The organism is Sporofaciens musculi, assembly GCF_009830285.1.
Classification (GTDB): domain Bacteria; phylum Bacillota; class Clostridia; order Lachnospirales; family Lachnospiraceae; genus Sporofaciens; species Sporofaciens musculi.
The window spans coordinates 64,026-84,019 of record NZ_WUQX01000003.1 but is presented as its reverse complement, the minus strand read 5'-3'; the positions used below and the strand labels follow the sequence as shown (position 1 = coordinate 84,019).

Genomic DNA, 19,994 nt, shown 5'->3' with positions numbered 1-19,994 from the left:
CACCGAAACTCTCTATTCCGCCAGATAAAGATTCACCTTCTGTGCAACCGCGGCTGCCGCTTCCTTTGGATCCGTTTCTCCACCCAGCACCTTCTCCCCTTGCTCCAATACCGCTTCCTTGATCACTTCATCCTGCAGTGCGGGCGTTTTCAGTGATTCTGCCAGTCCCATGAGCCTCTGTATCTCTTCCTCCGTCCTTGGGGCCAGTTCAAAACGGATTCCTTCCTCCAAGTCCACCCAGGATGTATTTCCCTCGTACTGATGTCCGTCAATGGTGCTTCGAAATGCTTCCTTTTGTACCGGCAAACCGCTGCCCTGCGAAATCTTCTGCATTTCCCCGCTGAAGAGGTATTTCACAAACTGTTCCGCTGCCTCCGGCTGACTGCCTTTGCTGCTGATTCCCACAGTCACAGACGGTACGAATACATGCTCTGCCTGACCCGGCATGCAGCCAAAGTCCCCGCCATCCAGATGTTCTGTTACTGCAAGGAGAAACTTATAGTCCGGATTGGCGCCAAACAGCCCCGCACTGATCTTCCAGGTTCCTGCAAGCAGCCGGAAGTCCCCCTGCATGATGTCTGTGCCGGGCAGTGCGGAATCTTCCTTTTCTTCTGCGCCCTCCGGCGAGTCTCCATATGCCCTTTTTAATCCTTCAAAAAATTCCTGAACCTTTGATTCATCCAGAGTCTTATCTTCTTTTTTCCATGCCGCACTGCTGCTGTACCAAAATCTGGAAATCACCTCTTCCGGCTCCATATTCTCCAATGCACCCACCCGTTTTGTAAAAGTATCAAAATCCTCACCGGGTACATAATATGCACTGCCAGCCTGAACCATAGGGATTAGAAACCTTGTAGGCACCGCGCATAATTCTTCTTTATTTCTGTATGCGTTCCGCACATCTTCAAAATATTCCTCCTTATTCTCCTCAATCACAGAGGACAAATCCCTCAATATGCCTTTTTCCGCATAGGTTTCTATCGGCATCCCGTCCAGGACCAGCACATCAGGGCCTTTTCCCGCCATAATTTCCGTAGTCAGAGTCTTTAATGCGTCCGAGACCGTCATGCCGTCTTCTCCTGACAGTGCAGCCTCATAGTGAACATATACATCTGCATGCTCTTTCTGAAAACCGCCGACGGCCTGCCGTATCGAATTGTCCTCATACAAAGAATATACCTTCAATTCCTTATCAGGCTTTGCGGGCGTATCTTCTGAATATGCAAATTTTAATATTCCCGCCTTTGATCCTGCTTCTTCATTGCCGTCGCTCTTTGCCGCCAACAGGTTCCGTTCTTCCAGCATAAGCAGCGAACCCACATCCACAGAAAAACTGCCCAGAGAATTCAGCTCTCCGTCTATAAGCTGTTCCACAACACTTCCTCCGAATCGGTAATGGTACATCCCCTGTTCTGTGACATAATAAATGCTTTCTCCAGCGTCCAATGTATCAGCTGCACGTATCATTCCGCTCTCTGTAAGTCCGTTCTGCATCGCTTCTCCGGGACTTTGCTGTTCTCCAGTCTCGCTGTCATACAGAAGCACCTCTGAAATGCTCTGAAAAAGCAGCATTTTCCCCATTGCAAATGCAACATACATATTTTCGGAGTTTCCAAACTCAAATGTCCGTACTACGCTGCCGTCTGCTACGTTTACCAGATAAAAGATCCCCTGATCGTCACAAATCAGAAGCCGGTCATTTCCCACAAACAAAATCTGCCTGACCAGGTTTACATAGAGCTCCTCCGCCTGCGGAAGTTCAAAAGGAATCCGGCCAAATGCCCCGTCCGGTTCCATAAGATAGAAAATCTCTTTCATGTCGGCATCCGCTCCTTCATCATATACACACGCAACCCGGCCTCCTGATGATACAGCCGTATCCCGGACGTCATCCTGGAGCTCTTCTGGAAAATCGTATACCTTCTCCCATGATATACCCACGTCCTTTGTCTCCCACACGCTTTCCCTGTCTTCACTGCATCCGGCTATCCGTATGGAGCCGTCTTCCAGCTTTTTCATATCATAGATAGAAGAAAATTCTGCCGGAAGGGACAGTTCTTCTTCCATATAGCGCCCCATTGCCCGGCCGCCGCTGTCATCCCCGCCGGCGCCGCTCGGGCTTTCTGATGTTCCCTTTTTTTCACATCCGGCAAGGCTTGTAAACACCAATGCCGCCGAAAGTAAAATACATATCATTCTGTGAAATCCCTTATATTTCATCTGCTTTCCCTCCAATCATTTCGGTTCTGAAAGCAGAATACCATACTTTTCTCTAACTACCCTCTAAAATATCAACTATTTTTTAGAGGGTAGTTAGAGCGATTTAAAATGATTTTATAGCTCGACATATTCTTCCAGTGTAAGATTCTTTTCTGTCATTTCTTTTGCTGCCTCCTGCCCCACATAGCGATAATGCCAGGGTTCATAGATTATCCCTGTTACATCTGCCTTTTCAGGAGGATACCGCAGTACAAACCCATATTTCCAGCTGTTAGCGGCAAGCCACTTCGCTTCCTCTGTATCTGCCTGCTTCTCATTCAGTTCCACATACTTCGCGGATGTAATGTCCAGCGCAAGCCCGGTGGCATGCTCACTCGTTCCCGGAAACGCCACGGATTTTTTTGTCTCTTCATATGCGTCCAGCGGTCCATACCCCTGAGAAAGCCGGTCTGCCATGCTGCTGTTGAAAATCTCCCTTTGCTTCTCATAATCCCGATATGCAGAACAGACATACAGGCTCATTCCCGCACCGGCCGCATCTTCCAGCATTTTTGCCGCCGCATCCAGAATCCGGGCATCCACATAACGGTCTTTCACGACTTCCGCAAGTTCCGGTTTCCATCCTTCATCCAAAGGATGGGATTCATTGACCAGCGCCAGTCTCCAGTCATCCTTTTTAGACGGATAAGTATCCGTATTTAAGCCGACTGTCGCCGCATTTCCATGAAATGAAGCCTGTCTGGAAACTTCTTTATTTTTTTTCGTGGCATTTTCGGCTTCATTTCTTTTTTCCTTCCATGCATTTCCGATGATAAAAGCCAAAGCTCCAAGCAGTAATCCGCATACCAGTCCCGCTAAAAAACCAATAAACAACACTTTCTTTAATTTGCGTCCATGATTTCTCTGCCTTCTGCTGTGTAAATCTGTTCCCATATCTTCCTCCTTGGTACTGTCACAATATCCGGACAATATTATACCTTACTAATCTCTAACCTATCTCTAAACTGAAAAAGCTTTTTTAGAGGTTTCTTAGAGGTTTCTGTGATATAATTAGTAATATCCAGGCTGCATTGACAGAATACAAAACGAAAGGCAGGGCTACTTCATGCGAATTTTAATTATAGAAGACGACAAATCACTGGCAGAGACCCTGCGCTTCCAGTTGGAACGGGAACATTTTGAGACAGATATCTGCCATGACGGTGTGGATGGCCTGCACTTTATTGAGCAGCAGGCGCATGACCTGATCCTGCTGGACCGGATGATTCCCGTATTGGACGGAATCTCCGTCTTAAAAATCACACGGGAAAAGGACATCTATACACCCATCATTTTTATAACTGCCATGGGGGCATTACAAGACAAAGTCACCGGCCTTGAATGCGGAGCGGACGATTACCTTGTAAAACCCTTTGATTTCGAGGAGCTCCTTGCCAGAATACACAGCATTTTACGGCGCCCTGTCAAATGGGAGGGAGACAAACCTTTAAAATTGGGGGATATTTCTTTTGATGTGAAGCAGAAGGTTCTATACTGTGATAAAAATTCCTGCTCTCTTTCGGCAAGAGAGGGGAATTTACTGGAAACATTTCTCCGCAACCCTGGCATGACGCTTCCCCGCGCCTCCCTTCTTTCCAGAGTATGGGGACCGGACGCTTCCGTGGAGGATGGGAATCTGGATAACTATATTTATCTCCTGCGCCGCCGGCTGAAAGGAGTGAGAAGCACCCTGCTTCTTAAAACGGTGCGGGGTATCGGATACCGTCTGGAGGTGCCTTATGTTTAAACGGCTTCATATCCGGCTGACCATCTTCTGCACCTTTATAAGCGGCCTGATCCTGCTCCTGATGTCCTTAATCTGCATCTCTTTTTCTGAGGCAGAGGCCAGGGAAAGCTATTTTTCTAATTTTGAATTGAAAGCTGCTATGCTGATCCACCAGATCGAGAGCCGGTCTGTGCTTTCTCTTGAATGGTTCTCACAGCTAAAAGCAGATACAAAGTTCGAGATGGGCATTCAGGATAACGGGACAAAACTGATATTCGAAGACCTGTCACCTCAACGGCTGGATCCCAAAATATTTGCTTTGGCAAGAAAGACAGCCCGGAACGAATACGGACTTACGGAAGAGTCCGTCACCTCAGACACAAAACTTTCTTCCAATGCTTCTTTTGAACTGCATACAGACGGAAAGAAATACTATGCCTGTATCGCATTGATCCCGAAAAACAGCCATATACTGAATATCGCTGTTCTGCAGCCTTTAACGGAATTATCCCATTCCATAAACGTAAGCCGGGTTTTATTTGCCGGTGCGGATATTTGGGGGATTATCTTACTTGGGATATTTTTCTGGTTCTACACATGGCACATGATCCGCCCCTTAATCATAAACCGCCAGAAGCAGACAGAATTTATAGCAGCAGCCTCACATGAGCTGCGTTCACCTCTGGCACTTATGCTCTCCTGCCTTTCCTCCATGAATAAAGCCTCTGCTGATGAGGCAGAACATTTCTCTGAAATGATTATGCAGGAAGGGAAACGAATGGGACGGCTGATCGATGACATGCTGACATTATCCAGTTCAGACAGTACACATTTCCCCATAAATAAAACAAACGTAGAACTGGATACTCTGATACTGTCAGCCTATGAAAAGTTTGAGCCTCTGGCACTGAAAAAAAATATTTCTCTTGATTTTATCCTGCCAGATACATTGTCCACCCCATATTCCTGTGACAGGGAGCGTATCGAACAGGTGCTGTCTATCCTGTTGGATAACGCCTTAAGCTATACTCCGGAAAATGGCCGGATCTGCCTTTCCCTTTCAGAAACTTCCGGCAGGATTACCATTCGTGTCGCAGATAATGGGATCAGTATTCCTGATTCAGAGAAAGAGTCAATATTTGAGCGTTTTTATCGCTGTGACAAGGCGCACAAAGACAAGAAGCATTTCGGTCTTGGGCTTTGTATCGCACAGGAAATCGTCCATATGCACAAAGGGAAAATCCGGGTGGAGGATACGCCGGGTGGAGGTACAACCTTTGTGGTTATGTTAAATTAATGCAGTCAAAACCATTTCACAAAAAAAGAGGCCATATTTACAGAACTGTATCATTCCGTAAATATGGTCTCCGGGAGTGTAAAATAAAGTGTGTAAGTTAGAAATACAACAAATCTAACTGCATACTTTATTTTTTCTATATAAAGTGTGCTACACTCACAGAAAGGATGAAGAAAAGGATGGGTACAGCACTTATGGCACGTAAAAATAGTCAGAATACTAGAGGGGCTGCAATCGCAAAGGCTATTATGGAAGAATACCAGCCACAGACAAGGGAAGAAATGCAGGATGCTATCAAAGACGTCTTTGGGCCGATGTTTGAGGCTATGCTCCAGGGAGAGATGGATTCCCATCTGGGGTATGGGCGTAATGAGCGCGGGGAAAAGGAGACGACAAACAGGCGTAATGGTTATTCCCATAAATCTGTCAATTCTGTTTATGGAAAGCTGGATGTTGCTGTTCCAAGGGACCGGGATGGCAGCTTTGAACCGAAAGCAATCCCAAAACGTACCAAAAACGTCAGCGGGATTGAAGATAAGGTATTATCCATGTATGCACGAGGCATGAGCCAGCGTGATATCGCAGATACGGTAGAAGATATATACGGTTTTGATATCTCCCATGAAACCATTTCAACAATTACGGATAGGGTGATCAGAACCGCGGAAGAATGGCAGAACCGTCCACTGAAAAAGTTCTACACGTTCCTGTTTGTCGATTGTATTTACGTTACCATACGAAAAGAGATGGAGACAAAAAATTGTGCGGTATATGTGGTGCTGGGTTATGACGCAGACGGCAGAAAGGACGTGCTGGGGCTGTGGATTGGCGAATCAGAAGGAAAACACTATTGGATGCAGATCTTTGACGAGATCCGTGCAAGAGGTGTGGAAGATGTGCTGTTTATCAGCATGGATGGAGTATCCGGTCTGGAAGAAGGGGCAAGGAGTATCTTCCAGGATGTAGTCGTGCAGAGATGCATCGTACACCTGATCCGAAATGCTATCAAGTACATACCATCAAAAGATTATAAGGCATATAGCGCCCAGTTAAAGAAAGTATACGGAGCGCCTAGTCTGAAAGCAGCGGAAGCTGAATTTGAGCGTCTTAAACAGGCATGGTCAAAATATCCCGGAGCAATAGACGTATGGATACGCAACTGGCAGCATGTAGCCCAGCTTTATAATTATGGGAGCGCGGTCAGGAAGGTGATGTACACGACAAACGCCATAGAGTCTGTCAATTCGAGTTTGAGGAAAGTCACGAAAAGGGAGCGTTCCCCAATGAGGACGCTGTACGAAAGGCCTTCTATCTGCGGATTGTGGAATTGTATAAAAAGTGGAATGACCGTCCCGTAGCCAATTGGGCATTAGTACGTAATCAGCTTGCCATGGATGATAAGATGCAGACACGCATTCTCAAATATGAGCAGTGTTGATTCTGCATGTAAAACCGGCAGCTTTGAAAACTGCCGGTAAGGAAATTTTATAAAACTTACACACGAGACTGTAAATAATCTTGTGTCTTTGGAGAAATAATCTTTACTGGTAGGAATCAGATATGTAGAAATCTGCTGTCGAATATCATTACTTTTATGTTGTCGAATTCTTTTTATGATAATAGTATTACCAGATAGTCAGGTTTTATACATATTTATTGATTTTTTGGCACACCAATCAGACATTAGCAGCAGAAACTCTTTCCGTGGGCTCTGCCCACACCCGGCCTCCGGAATAAGACCGGGAATTTCTGGCAATACTGCTAATGCCGATGAAATAAGGCCGGAACGTTTTGATGCGATATGTCGTTCCGGCTTTTCATTTTACAGGTACCGGGTAAGCCTCTCCCCGTACAGGACGATCAGCTGGTTCAGCACCTGGTCCCAGTTTCTGTAACGCTGTGTCCATTTTTGATCACATTTCCACTGGCAAGATAAAGCATCTTTTCCAACGCGCTGTCGCTGGGGAATACACTCTTTGTCTTTGTCACTTTCCGATACTGGCGGTTCAGTCCTTCTATGATATTTGTAGTATACATGATACGCCGGATATCATCTGAAAACTGAAAGAAGGAACTGATGTCTTCCCAGTTATTCTCCCAGTTACTTATCGCATAGGGGTATTTCCTTCCCCACTTTTCTTTGATCTTTTCCAGTTCTGAAAGAGCAGATGTTTCATTGGGGGCATTATATACTGCCTTGAAATCTGAGGAAAATTTCTTCAGGTCACTGTAATTGACATATTTGAAAGAATTGCGTAGCATATGGATGACACACCTCTGGATCTGGGCATCCGGATAGACTGCCCCTATCGCTTCCTTAAAACCGGGAAGCCCGTCCACGCAGAAGAACAGTACATCCTGTACACCGCGGTTTTTCAGATCATTTAACATGCCCAGCCAGAACTTGCTCGTTTCATTAGCTCCTACTGTGATGCTCAGGATATCTTTGTAACCATCTGCTGTGATGCCCAGCACGATATAAGCCGCCCGGCTTAAGATGCGCCCATCCTCCCTGACCTTGTAATGGATGCAGTCCATGAACACAAAAGGATAGATCGGATTCAACGGACGTGACTGCCATTCCTTTATTTCCGGCAGGACCCTGTCTGTGATCTTGCTGACCATTTCTGCTGACAGTTCCATCCCGTAAAGATCTTGTATCTGGTCATGGATGTCTCTTGTGCTCATGCCCCTTGCGTAGAGGGATATCACTTTTTCCTCTATCCCGGAAATATCCCGCTGGTATTTTGGGATCAGTTTTGGCTCAAATTCCCCTTCCCTGTCCCTTGGGACATCGATCTGGAACTCACCATACTGACTCTTCAATGTTTTAGGGGTATGTCCATTTCTCTTATTGGATGTAGGAGCCTCTCTTTTCTGATTCTTTTCATAACCGAGAGACGCATCCAATTCTGCCTCCATGAGTTCCTGAAGGATATCCTTGAAGCTGTCTCTGAGCAGGCTGTAGACATCAGCTACGCTGTTTAGGTTGTTATCTGCAATAATCTGTCGAATCTGTTCTTTTGTTGCTGGCATAAAAAATCCTCCTTTTCGATAAGAATTGTCATATCTTGATTCTTACCAAAAAAGAGGTATTTTTTTCCAAAGACACAAATTATTCTACACTACCTTACACACTTTACTTGACAAACCCTGGTCTTCTCCTTTTTCACAACTTTTTCAATTTACCTATTACTGACTTATATGCGGTGTCAATGTATTCCATCCGTTCCACACCTCATGAGTACTTTCAAAATCCTCCTTTTTCACAGCTACTGCGCCTTCTCTCCATTGAGGGCATAAATCCATTTCTATATCTGTCAGTAACGCCGAACCTGTAAGAAAATGCTGGCATTTTTCGGGATATTCTCTTCCAGATCTCCAGCTTATTACCCCGTCACTAAAGCTGCTCCCTTCTACAAATAAGCGGGTCTTTTTATCCGCATGGATTAACAGCCTTCCGCTTAATATACATAGTCCAAGGATATACTTCTGACCATCCATGCCGCATACACATCTTCCTATGTCATCCATAAACCTTCCTCTCACTTTCCGACAGGGATTGCCGACATTCATCTCCTGTATAGTTTACTGCCTGGCGTATTTCCAGAACCAGTAAGAATCCATATTTTCCGTAGCCGGAACCCTTGCCTGTCTCATTTTTTCAAATTCTACTTCCAAATCCTTTAAATATCCACATTTAAGCACGCTGAAACAAATCTGTTCTTCCACCATCTTTGCTTCTTCAAAAATATCCCGATGGCAGCAGTATACCTTGTACCAATGCTGTTTCCCGGCTTTCAGACATCCAATACAGTTTGCATGCTTTGATTCAAAGTACACCCTTGGCCTGGAAATACCTATTTCTTCTATATTATTGATCGTTCTCGGCCACTCCACTAAAGGATAGAGGGTATCATATCCCATGCTTTCCAAATGCCTGCGCCTTCTTGCAACACGGTGTATCTCATTTTCATCAAAACCATAGATAAGCACAATCTCTTCGGACATCTGGCCGTCATAAACCGGATAATTTTCTTCCAGCCACTGGTAAAATGGCTGTGTTTTTAAAAAATATGTACAAATTTCATGGCCTGAACGGAACTTTACTCTCCCATGCTCCAGACATAAAGAAAGCGGAGTCTTCTGCTCAAACCCTTCGCAATTTGCGTAGGTTATCGGCAATTGAAGATACTCCGCTACCTGGTTCTTAAACTTTTTGATTTTTATTGACTCGACCTTCGAGCTAATATCATGATTTAGAAGAATAACGTTTTCATTTCCAAACCGTCTTACTGTTTCTACCGCTGCAAGAGCCGAACTATGCCCGCCGCTATAACATACAACATACTGCATCCCTTTTCTCCTGATATCTTATTCCTACATGGTGAATAGTCGCCCCCACCCGTAAAACGGGTGGCTAGGGACGCGGGCTATAAGCCCGCCCTACTTGGCCGCGCCTCAAGACGCTGGCTTTCTCTTTATGCTATGGGAATCCTGCTCCGCAGTCTTCCCATAGCTCCGTTCAAGCCACATTGCTGTTGACTCGTTGCCGCCCCTGAAGGGGCATTGGTATTACTCCGACTTAACCCTTAAAAGGGTCCTCATACTCCTTTACGCTTAATTTATCCTGCATGATATCATGCTGCTCCTGTTCTTGGATATATTTTCTGATTGTCGCTTCATTTAATCCCACTGTGCTTACATAATATCCTTCTGACCAGAAATGTCTGTTCCCAAACTTATATTTGAGATTTGCATGCTTATCAAATATCATGAGTGCACTTTTACCTTTCAGATATCCCATAAATGAAGATATGCTGTATTTTGGCGGTATACTCACCAGCATATGGATATGGTCCGGCATCAGATGTCCCTCCAGGATTTCCACTCCCTTGTATGAACATAACTGTTTTAGAATATCCCTTATGCTTTCTTTGTATTGATTATAAATTATTTTTCGTCTATACTTGGGTGTGAAGACGCTGTGGTATTTACACATCCACTTTGTATGTGCTAATGAGTTGCTTTTGTTAGCCATTCTTAATCACCTTTCCTTTCTTTAATAGTGACCTGAACACCTCTATTATACTGGAAAGGTGATTGTGCTATAAGCGCTTGTTGCACCACCCGCATAGCAGGTGGATTTTTGTTTCGCACATCTCCATTTTTCGGAACACGAAAAACTCCGATGTGCTCAACTGGCTAAAGCCATATCAAAAAGACGCATGGTTTACAGTCTCTGCTCCATGCGTCTTTATGTTGATATTTTAAGAAACTTTTTATACCAACTGAACAATCTCTTCTTCAAGTTCTTTTATATCACTTTCAAGCAATTCTGGAAAGTATAAACTCACCTCATCTATTGTAATTTTACCATCTCTCAACATCAGTATAGCCTTCTCTTTGGCTAAGTCATACTTTTCGCTTTTAATAAATGATCTCATAATCTGTTCTTCATCAAACAAACTCATCATAATCGTCACAACCTCCTTTTCCTTTTTAAGCAGATAATCCCTTAAAACATTTCTGTCCTTGCATATACGGATTGTTTCCGTAACTGCCTTCCTTGTCATACCGTGCATTTTTGTCTGCTCATTAAAGACTTTACAGAAAATAATATACTGATTAATGATATCGTCCTCATTGCTTTCATAGATAACCTTTGCTTTTACTTCAATGTCAATATCTGCGCCTTCAAAAAATTCTTTTGATAAAGATATTCTATCAGGCTTTCGGCATTTATTGCCCGTAAATATCACATAAAGCTCCGGCTTCGGCATTTTTACTTTTTTGCTTTTATAGTAGTTTTGGCTGGTACGTTGGAAATATTCGTGATAGCTTTGCGCCAGATATAGCAAAACTCTTACTAAAATATTCATTGTCCATGTGGACTGAGCCTCTACCAGTATCATCAGCTTATTGCCCACAATAAAGCCTAAGTCATTATATAAATTGTCTGTCAGCACATTTTCTATGGTTACGTCAGTTAATGAATCTTCCGTAGCTGCGGTATCCTCTGGATGGAGTGTTTTATACAACTTTAACAGATAACTTTTATCTTGAAAGAGGTTCAGGAACACGCTGTTTTTTGCGGTGCGCTTTGCCATAATTTCCTGTACCTGCTTTGTCTCGTCCTGCATCCTATCACCTCAGTTCCTTAAAATCTGTAGCAATAATAAAATATTATTTACTCCTGCTACATCTCAATTATACAAAAAAACACTCATGTTTACAATAAAATTCCTGCGAATTCTCTATGTATTATATTTTTCCTTTCTTAAGCAGCTCACCCTGGTTATTTCCTTCATGTTCGTTCTGCAGACAGCACAGCTTCGCCAGTGCAACCTTCAATGCGATATCCGGCCGATAGGTGCCCCGTTTTATCAGGTTCACCATATCATCCAGAACATCCATCGCCTCACTGCACCTGTCAGCAGACATCCTTGGAACGAACGTGCGCCCGTTAACCCCTAATGCACTCAACGAACAATGGCACACCTCCATTTTATATGCCAGCCGGTAGCTTCGCAAAAGCAGCGACAGCACACCAATCACATTATTGGGCTGATTCTGCAGGATTAATTCCGCCTGCCGGAACACATCACTGTATTTTCCTTGCATAATAAGCTGTATCAGCAGGAAAATATTCTCCTGTTCCCGGTCCAGCACCGTATACTCCACGGTTTCCTTCGTAATCTCCTTCACAGCACACAGCCGTTTCAATGAATGAAGCACATCATACAGATTTGTTTCCTCTGAATCATAATTAATCAACTGCAGATACCGCTGATATGCCTCTGTAGTAATCTCACATCCGGCCTTTTTCACAAACTGCATGACCGTCTTCTCCAGAACATCCCGGGACAGCTTTTTGAAAACCTGGACTTCTTCTTTTTTGAACATCTTGTACACTTTGCTCCGCCTGTCAACTTCCTGGACAAAAATATAGGTGTCCGTAGTTTTCCCTTTTTCAGATACATATTTTACGAATTCCCCGCTCTCTTTCAAACTATTCGCGCGGTAAATCAGCACCTTCTTATCCCCGAATAACGCATGCTGACATAAGAAGTTCTGCTCTGCTTCCGTAAATTCACTCGTTTCCATAAGGTTAAACTCCGGTGTTTCCACTTCATCTATAATTTTTTTGCGAAACTTATCAATCAAGTATGGTTCTTCCCCATACACCAACCATTTAGGCATATTGCGTTCCTCCCATAATCTTCAGCTTTTCTTCAAATTCCTTGATAAACATACTCTTTCCTTTACATATCTCCGTTAAATACAGCCGTTCCTTTGCCCTCGTCATAGCCACATAAAGCAGTCTACGTTCTTCCTGGGGCTCGTTTTTTTCAAAATCATCTACTCCATAGACCAGCACCACCGGGAATTCCTTTCCTTTAGAGTCATGGGCTGTCAGTAATTGAATCCTCCCTTCCTGCCCGGTCTCGTAAAACAGCCTGGTATCATCCCGAAAACGTTTGACCGAAGAAAGGTATGTCCACATCTGACCTGCATTTCTTATATTCCGTTCCCGAAACTTTTCATCCAGTATCTCCAGCACCTCCTTATAATCGATCTGCTCATCACAAAATAATTCCATGGCACGCAGTATTGCCTGCCGGGCTGGCAGGACAAAGCATTTCGCGGCCCGGTATATTTTTGAAAAAGCCTGTAAAATACGGCTGTCAGAAGCTGTGACACTCAGATATCTCGTCTCCTCCTCTCCGGCAAGGGGATAAATCATCCCCCTCGCCAGGTAATCCTCGTAAAGTGTCCGTTTCGATTCTCCTTTTTCAGGTATTTCACCCAGCATATTCAACAGCCGGAACCAAACCATATCATCGGAAAAGTCACCAAGATAGATTGTCAGCAGATCTAAAATTGCTTGAAATGTAGAATCATTACAAAGATAATATTTCGGTTTATTGAACCCAAGCATTGTTTCATCCGGATGCGCTTCATTATATTGCCCTAGCATACTGCACATGCATTCCAGCTCTTTATTCGTCCTTGCAATCACCGCGATATCTTCCTGCCGGTATCCCATGTGAAGCACATCCTGGATAAATGCACCTATCCGGTTTGCCCTGAAATTATGGATTAAGACAGGCAAAAACTCCGTCTTTACGTGTGCATTCATTTGAAACGCTACCCGTTCTATATTATGGCTTATGAGTGTATTCGCCGCCGTCATAATCCCCTTTGCAGAACGGAAATTATCATTAAGCCTGATATCCGCCGCATCCGGATAGATTTCTGAAAATCTTAACATGAACTGATTGCTTCCGCCCCGAAAGCCGTAAATGGACTGATCCGCGTCCCCATATAACGCAATATTATTACAGAGCGGGTCCGTCACAAGCCGAATCAGGCGTGCCTGCATCTCATCCAAATCCTGGGCCTCATCCACCATAATATAATCATATGCCTTCTGCATTTTCTTTTGCACGCCCGGATATGCCTCCAGTATTTCCACAGCCAGGCGCACCTGATCCTCATACAGAATATAACCCATTGCACGAAACTTCTGCTCATACTGCTCCTTTATCTGCAGAATACCGGCCACATCCTTCTGAGGATACTGTTTTTGCAGTTTTTCTGCCCCATACTGGTTGATAAAAGAGAAATCTTTCAGCAGGCACTCCAGGAGTCCGCCTGCGGTACATATCCTCTCATAACTGGCTCCCTGGATGACCGGCATTCGATTCAGTATATAAAGCAGCATCTGCATGCAGTCAACCTTGTTTACAAGTTTCTTTTTCCCGATCAGGTGCTCATGCTGGCGAACAATTCGGTATCCCAAAGCATGAAGCGTCATAACATCCGGCTTTTCCTTTGACTCTATCCGTTCCATAATCTCTCTCCCAGCCCTTTTTGTAAATGTAACTGCCAGGATTCTTTTAGGACTGACTCCATTTTTCATCAGCCGGCAGATACGGCCGGTCAGAACCTCTGTTTTCCCGGCTCCCGGACCGGCGCACACCCGCAGCGCCCCGTCACGATGCCGGACTGCTCTTTCCTGTTTCTCAGTATAGCTCAGCGGTTCCCTCACTTTCATTTTATCCGTGGCTTCTCTTTTGAAATGTATCTGTACCGGCGGGCTGCAGATTTCTGTAAAAATGCAGTTCCTGCAACTCTCCGTATGTACATGGCTCATAATTTCTCCAAGCCTTTCCTCAACGCTCTCCACGCCGGATTTCCAGAGTTCCTCCTCTGTAAAGCGCAGGATATTGTCGCCTTTCTTTTCCTCAAACATTGAAAAGTACCCTGCCCTGTCACTTGCAGATTCCGCCCGAACCATCATAACCTCCACCTGTTTTTCAGGATAACAAATCTTTATTCCACCCATAAGGCAAAGTAATTCGGCAGAGAAAAAAACGTGATTATCTGCCTTTTTCGCATAATAAGAATATGGGCGGGAGAATCTCCGGTATAAGATAATTCCCTGAATTTTTCCATCCGGCTTCTCTATGACTAAATCCGCCTGAATCTGCAGATTATGGATTTCATGTCCGGCATAGGAAGCCTCAAAATTTACCTCCAATGGCTTCAGCGCCTGTGCTTTCCCCGCCGTACGCCCTGACAGCCAGCAGTATAAGCGTCTTATCCGAAACAGGTCATCCCTGACGGCCTGTTTCTTCTGCCAGCTTAATTCAAACCATTGCTCCGCGTATTCTTCCCGAAGGACAGACTCTATCTTTCCGGCCGCATCCTCCCACCCCGCCTTCCCGGCGAGCTGGATGGCGGCTATATCCAGAGCTTTCCGAAAGGATGCCTCTTTCTGAGTCTCGTAATGAAACACGGTCTGTTCCAATTCATATTTCTTTGGACATTTGAGCAGAGTCATTAAATTATCAGCCTTCATGATATAAGCCCAAACTCCAGCTGAATGTCCATGAGCTGGTATACCTTGTCTCTAAAATCCCGAAGCAGTTTTCCTAATACTACACAGGATATCACCCACTGCATACTCAGCATTGAAAATGAAAGGTGATTATATCCATCACATCCCGTATCAAAATAAATATAGTAATTATCTCCCAGGTATCCGTTATCATGTACATTCGTATAAGTCAGAGGATACATCAAGTCATCCAGCACATCCTCTATTGCCTGTTCCTCTTCTGCAAAGTAATTATGAACCATCTCTTTATGTTCTCTGCGAAATTTTTTATATGCGCCAATCGACCTGTTCTGCATAATAATAATCTCTCCATCTTCCATAGAACCATACGACCTTTCTATCTTGGATAAATTTTTCCAGAAAAGTGGTAACCATGAATCCGGGAATCCCCTTGTATGCAAAAGATCCAACAACGCTCTCTTCCTTGCTTTTTTCTCTTCCATCCATATCTCCACAGGAAAAATATCTTCCGAAATCATTATTGAAAATACATCAAACCCAGCAATAAACGCCGCATTTGAAAACAGGTCGCTGCAAAAATACTCATATTCTACATAGAGGTCCAAACACTCTTCCTGAAACACCCACTCCTTTTCTGTTCTTGATAAAATCAAATTGGACAGACTCGAACAGGCCAGACTTGTGTGATATCTCTCATCAAATTTTTCCCAATAACGGTATAAAAGCAAAATACATAACGCCGTATGAACGTCTTCTGTAAATGCCATCATATCATACCCCAAAGCTTCTATCCAACCTCCCCAAAAAGAATCCCTGTCAATTCTCATAATCTCCTGAAATGTCATACTAATACTATCTACCTTTCTTCATAAAAATGGAAAAAACTATCAGCTATTTCCAATAGTTTTTCCAGTACATACAGTGCAACAAAGAAATTCCAATTAAGGTTCCTAAATGTAATTCCATGTTCTATATCTTCGCCTATGTAAAACCCAATGATATAATATCTGCCCTTTTTCACATGGCTTTTGACCCACTCTCGTGCAACAGGCTGTTCCACAATACGAAGCGCCCGTCTGATACGCTCATGTTCCCTGGCAAACTGATTATGTATGATATCCTTGTTATCTGCCGCAAACTCCAGATACTTTATGATTTTTTCACTGTACAGATATATTGCGGCCCTCCCATATGGAAAATCAAGGCAATCCAGGACCGGTCCAGGAATTTCCCCAAACAGCCCTGTCTGGATTTTGGTAAATAATTGCTTCTGATATTTGCTGATGTAATCAGCCCGTACCGTATCATCCCAGGATAGCAAATCCTCAGAATCTACATCCATAACCGTTTCTGCAACTGACAAATCAATAAATTCCTTTTGAAAGGATGACCAGTTGATAAAAGCTTCCCATAACTCCCCGCCGATTTCTTCCATAACATTTACCAGGCTGCTGCGGCAGGAATTCTTTGCTGCGTAGTCAACTTTGATATTCAGCAGATTAACAGATTGAAAATGCAGTTCTATATCTCCATGGACCAATTTTTCAAAGAACACACAAAATAGCTTTATTGGAATTAAAATATTACAGTCCTTATCTTCTAACAGCTTCTGTATTTCTTCTTCAACATCAAAATCAAATGGCGTTAAATTACCTGTCATAACTGTGTTAATATTCATCATGGCTTCTCCCTGAAAACCGAATAACCTTTAAATGCATCAAAATAATAAATCCCGCCGTTCCACTCCTGTTCAGACAGAATCTCAACCACACATTTCAAAAGCAGATTTGCTGCCAACAGATTCGTAACCAAATGCTGCGGCTGCCTCATATTCACCCGCTGACAGCTCTCCTCGCTTCTTGGCAGGGAATCGTCCTGCAGGATTTCCGGAAAATAATGTACCCGGTCAGGGGATATCTCGCTTCCTGCAATGCGCACACCTACAACAACTTCTCCAACTGAATATTCATTCGCAGAATCCAGATAGAAACAGGAAATGCTCTTCCGGAAATATGCATGCAGTACTTTTCTGCACGCATGATTATCCACACACCCAATCAGGATCGTTACATAGTCTTCCTTTTCAAATTTCTCCAGTTCATATACATGTTTCAGATATTCCGGATAATAACTGCAGGTTACCTGAAATGCCTCCTGTAAAATCTCCGCCATAACAGCCGCCTTCTTCCGTCCGATATCCTCCGGAAGGAACGGCTGTCTGGAGACATTATGTTCCTCCACCAGATCTCCGTCTATTAACAGTATGCTGCAGCTATTTTTAATGGAGGCTCTATATAAAAATCTGCCAAGTTCTTTGATAAAATTACCTCCGGTTCCTCCGCAGCCAACAATAATAATATTATATCTCATGCCTCTGACCTTCCTTCAAAAATATCCTCTAATGCCACTTCACCGAATATGCCTGCGACACCTACTCGAAGCGCATACCCAGGCGTATGCCTGTCCAGATTTCCAAACACCATATACAGCCGTATGCCTTTCTCGTCTTCATTATCTACGCTCGAAAAAAAGGCTGAATACATTCCGTGGCTATGGATATCCATAACCAGAATATATTTCTGCTCCATCTGCAGATCTCTTTTGAATTTAACGGAACCTCTGGTTACACATTGCTCTGGTTCAAAGAGAATGTAGGAGTCTTTGGAATTATCATAGAAAATCTGCAGAGCATGCTCAAGCGCCGGCGTCTTCTTAAAAATCCTGATTACATCCTCCAATATCCGTCTCGGAATTTTGTGGGCAGACAGCTGAAAGGCTGCCTGATCCTTTTTTGAACTGTTACATCTGAAAACGCCAAATGGCGTGGTTTCCACACGCCATTTGTCCTGATACTCATCTTCTATGATCTCATGCTTCCATCCTGGGTTCAGCGGCCGGATTTCAAGCCCTTTCCTTGAACTGATCAATACCGGCACAACAAAATGCCTCTGATCGTACTGCATATCCGTCCTGTCCTTCGTATATTCGGGATAAACACCTTCGAGTACCTCTCGGATCTCCTCCAGGGTCGCGGAACGTTTCCCCTGAATATCCTCCGGATTAATCGTAAGGGAGAATCCGCTCGCCCTTACTTCCACTGGAATTGCAATCGATTTATCCTTCTCTTCCTGACCCGATTTCATAACTGGAAACAGATGATTCTGCTCCTCAATATAGGCAAATCCACACTCAGAAAATTCCGGATAATGACTGGCAAACTTCTGTTGGAGCTCTGCCTCTGTCACCTCTGAAACGCCGAAATCCTCCTCCCCATATGTTTCCTGTATCCCAAGATATCCAACCGTAACAGGGAAGGTATACTTTTTCCCGCCTGGAGCATTTCTCTCCATAAATGGAATCAGCAGCTTTTGTATTTCATCATACTGGAATCTGCAGCCGTCATATTCAGGATGTGCTTCTACCCACAATGCCCTTATCTCATCCAATGACATCTTTGTGTCCAGCCATAAAGACTCTGTACCGGCTGTTACTTCCAGTGGGAATTCCAGTTTATCTTCATTCGTAAACTCCTTGTACATAATCTCCGGCCGGATATAAGTTTCTATTCCTTCTTCTTTTTCTTCTACATTCATAACAGAAATTTTGAAGAAGATACCGGCCAGTTCCCTGAACGTGCTGCGGATGTTTTTCTTGAGCGTATCTTCACTCCACGTGCCCGCAGCCTCATCATAAAATATCTGACGCAGATGCCCCGCACAAAATGAAACTGGCAGCTTGTAATTTGTTCCCTGCTTCTTTTCCTTCTTTTCTTTTTTCTCTTTCTTTTTAGGCTTTGCAGATGCCTTCTTTTCATCCTTCAGTTCTTCTTCTGTAATTCCAAAAATATCAAATAGATCCATTCCTGTCCTCCTTCTTTATGATACCCTTAATCATGGTGCCAATATTTCCCCTGTCGCTCATTACAAGCAGCTTTTCCGGAAATTCCTCTTCTTCTTTTAATTTCTCCAGCACATTGCGCAGGTTGTCTGTCTTCCATTTCACCGAGCGCTCCGCAGTAAAATAATCATTGTTGCAGGGACTGTCATAAAACAGAGAGCATACTACATCTAATTTCCTTAATTCCGTAATCTCCGGCAGACTGTTGCTCCCCCAGCACACTTGATGTGACTGCACATTTACATTTCCATACGGATAATTATATAAGACAGACTTCTCATTCCACTGTGTACCCGTCAATGCATATACCTCCGTTGAACAAACCCGCCCGTGTATAATATGAAAACAGAACAGAAGTGCAGGAAACGGGATTGTGTACTTTGTCTCCTCAAACTGTAATGGGATTCTCTGCTTTGAAACTGTCAGCAGCATATGTCCGCTTATTGTCATATCGGATTCCCTCCGGATCGTCCCATCATAATAATTCTGAGGCAGCCTGCCAATTCTGTAGAATACATCCATATTCCTGGCATTTTTCATTGCTTCCAGCAGTCTGTCAACATCCACATACTTTGCACTGCGCGTTTTGTCTCCCCGGATTACTTCTACATGTGCGGCATGATAATAATTACCGCCAAATTTTTCATCATCCAATGTTATAACCGTCTTCATACTCAGTACCTCATATTAAATAGCCCTTCTCATTGCTATACTGCATCCTGGCATGGATTCCAGGTTAATCACCGGATAATCTTCCTGCAGTTCATTATTTAAGATAGTCCCCAGATGATTTAGCAGATAAACAATATATTCCAGAGAAGCCTTTTTTAGACATGCTTTATTCCCTGAAACAATTCCCATTACCTGTTTAAAATCATCGTTATCTCTCGGTTCTACTTCCTCCAGTTTATCAATCAGCGCTATCAATTCATTTACTTTTATCATAT

Annotated in this window: 16 protein-coding genes and 2 pseudogenes; 3 read left to right on the top strand and 15 right to left on the bottom strand. The window is 43.7% G+C overall.

The genetic code is table 11. The features are described 5' to 3' along the window. Positions 1–12: 12 nt before the first annotated feature. Positions 13–2,220, bottom strand: coding sequence for an ABC transporter substrate-binding protein (locus GN277_RS28230; RefSeq protein ID WP_159757601.1), 2,208 nt, complete (start codon positions 2,218–2,220; stop codon positions 13–15). Between the two features lie 114 nt (positions 2,221–2,334). After that, entirely contained in the window at positions 2,335–3,153 is an 819-nt protein-coding gene (locus tag GN277_RS28225) for a M15 family metallopeptidase (RefSeq protein ID WP_159757598.1), read from the bottom strand. A 172-nt stretch (positions 3,154–3,325) separates the two neighbouring features. Between GN277_RS28225 and GN277_RS28220 the strand changes: the two genes are divergently transcribed. From GN277_RS28220 to GN277_RS28210, 3 genes and pseudogenes are all read left to right on the top strand, one after another. Continuing rightward, positions 3,326–4,006 carry a response regulator transcription factor gene (locus tag GN277_RS28220; RefSeq protein WP_159757595.1) on the top strand — a complete coding sequence of 227 codons (681 nt, stop codon included), beginning with the start codon at positions 3,326–3,328 and terminating at the stop codon, positions 4,004–4,006. Then, entirely contained in the window at positions 3,999–5,282 is a 1,284-nt protein-coding gene (locus tag GN277_RS28215; protein ID WP_159757592.1) for a sensor histidine kinase, read from the top strand. Before GN277_RS28220 ends, GN277_RS28215 begins: the two co-directional genes overlap by 8 nt. Positions 5,283–5,476: 194 nt before the next feature. Then, positions 5,477–6,720: pseudogene (locus tag GN277_RS28210) on the top strand (IS256 family transposase). 384 nt (positions 6,721–7,104) lie between these two features. Here the strand turns inward: GN277_RS28210 and GN277_RS28205 are convergent. The 13 genes and pseudogenes from GN277_RS28205 to GN277_RS28145 form a co-directional block, all read right to left on the bottom strand. Next, positions 7,105–8,318 (bottom strand): annotated as a pseudogene (locus tag GN277_RS28205) (IS256 family transposase). 156 nt (positions 8,319–8,474) lie between these two features. Next, positions 8,475–8,816, bottom strand: coding sequence for a hypothetical protein (locus GN277_RS28200; RefSeq protein WP_159757589.1), 342 nt, complete (start codon positions 8,814–8,816; stop codon positions 8,475–8,477). 54 nt (positions 8,817–8,870) lie between these two features. After that, the gene (locus GN277_RS28195) at positions 8,871–9,638 is read right to left on the bottom strand and encodes a hypothetical protein (protein ID WP_159757586.1); all 768 of its coding nucleotides are present in this window, start codon (positions 9,636–9,638) and stop codon (positions 8,871–8,873) included. Between the two features lie 229 nt (positions 9,639–9,867). Next, positions 9,868–10,323, bottom strand: coding sequence for an IS200/IS605 family transposase (gene tnpA, locus GN277_RS28190; RefSeq protein ID WP_159757583.1), 456 nt, complete (start codon positions 10,321–10,323; stop codon positions 9,868–9,870). Positions 10,324–10,564: 241 nt separating this feature from the next. After that, a complete protein-coding gene (locus GN277_RS28185; protein ID WP_159757580.1) occupies positions 10,565–11,425 on the bottom strand; it encodes a hypothetical protein in 861 nt (286 codons plus the stop codon). 121 nt (positions 11,426–11,546) lie between these two features. After that, on the bottom strand, positions 11,547–12,485 hold the full coding sequence (gene holA, locus GN277_RS28180) for a DNA polymerase III subunit delta (RefSeq protein ID WP_159757577.1): 939 nt from the start codon (positions 12,483–12,485) through the stop codon (positions 11,547–11,549). After that, positions 12,478–15,150, bottom strand: coding sequence for an ATP-dependent helicase (locus tag GN277_RS28175; RefSeq protein WP_159757574.1), 2,673 nt, complete (start codon positions 15,148–15,150; stop codon positions 12,478–12,480). Before GN277_RS28175 ends, holA begins: the two co-directional genes overlap by 8 nt. Next, a complete protein-coding gene (locus GN277_RS28170) occupies positions 15,147–15,977 on the bottom strand; it encodes a hypothetical protein (RefSeq protein ID WP_159757571.1) in 831 nt (276 codons plus the stop codon). Before GN277_RS28170 ends, GN277_RS28175 begins: the two co-directional genes overlap by 4 nt. A gap of 29 nt (positions 15,978–16,006) precedes the next feature. Continuing rightward, complete coding sequence (locus tag GN277_RS28165; RefSeq protein WP_159757569.1) at positions 16,007–16,831, bottom strand: hypothetical protein; 825 nt, start codon at positions 16,829–16,831, stop codon at positions 16,007–16,009. Further along, positions 16,828–17,520, bottom strand: coding sequence for a ThiF family adenylyltransferase (locus GN277_RS28160; protein ID WP_159757567.1), 693 nt, complete (start codon positions 17,518–17,520; stop codon positions 16,828–16,830). Before GN277_RS28160 ends, GN277_RS28165 begins: the two co-directional genes overlap by 4 nt. Continuing rightward, positions 17,517–19,010 carry a hypothetical protein gene (locus tag GN277_RS28155; protein WP_159757564.1) on the bottom strand — a complete coding sequence of 498 codons (1,494 nt, stop codon included), beginning with the start codon at positions 19,008–19,010 and terminating at the stop codon, positions 17,517–17,519. Before GN277_RS28155 ends, GN277_RS28160 begins: the two co-directional genes overlap by 4 nt. Then, the gene (locus GN277_RS28150) at positions 18,997–19,719 is read right to left on the bottom strand and encodes a hypothetical protein (protein WP_159757561.1); all 723 of its coding nucleotides are present in this window, start codon (positions 19,717–19,719) and stop codon (positions 18,997–18,999) included. The genes GN277_RS28155 and GN277_RS28150 overlap by 14 nt, the downstream gene beginning before the upstream one ends. Positions 19,720–19,734: 15 nt before the next feature. Next, positions 19,735–19,992: a hypothetical protein gene (locus GN277_RS28145; protein WP_159757558.1), complete on the bottom strand. Its 258-nt coding sequence runs from the start codon at positions 19,990–19,992 to the stop codon at positions 19,735–19,737. Between the last annotated feature and the right edge of the window lie 2 nt (positions 19,993–19,994).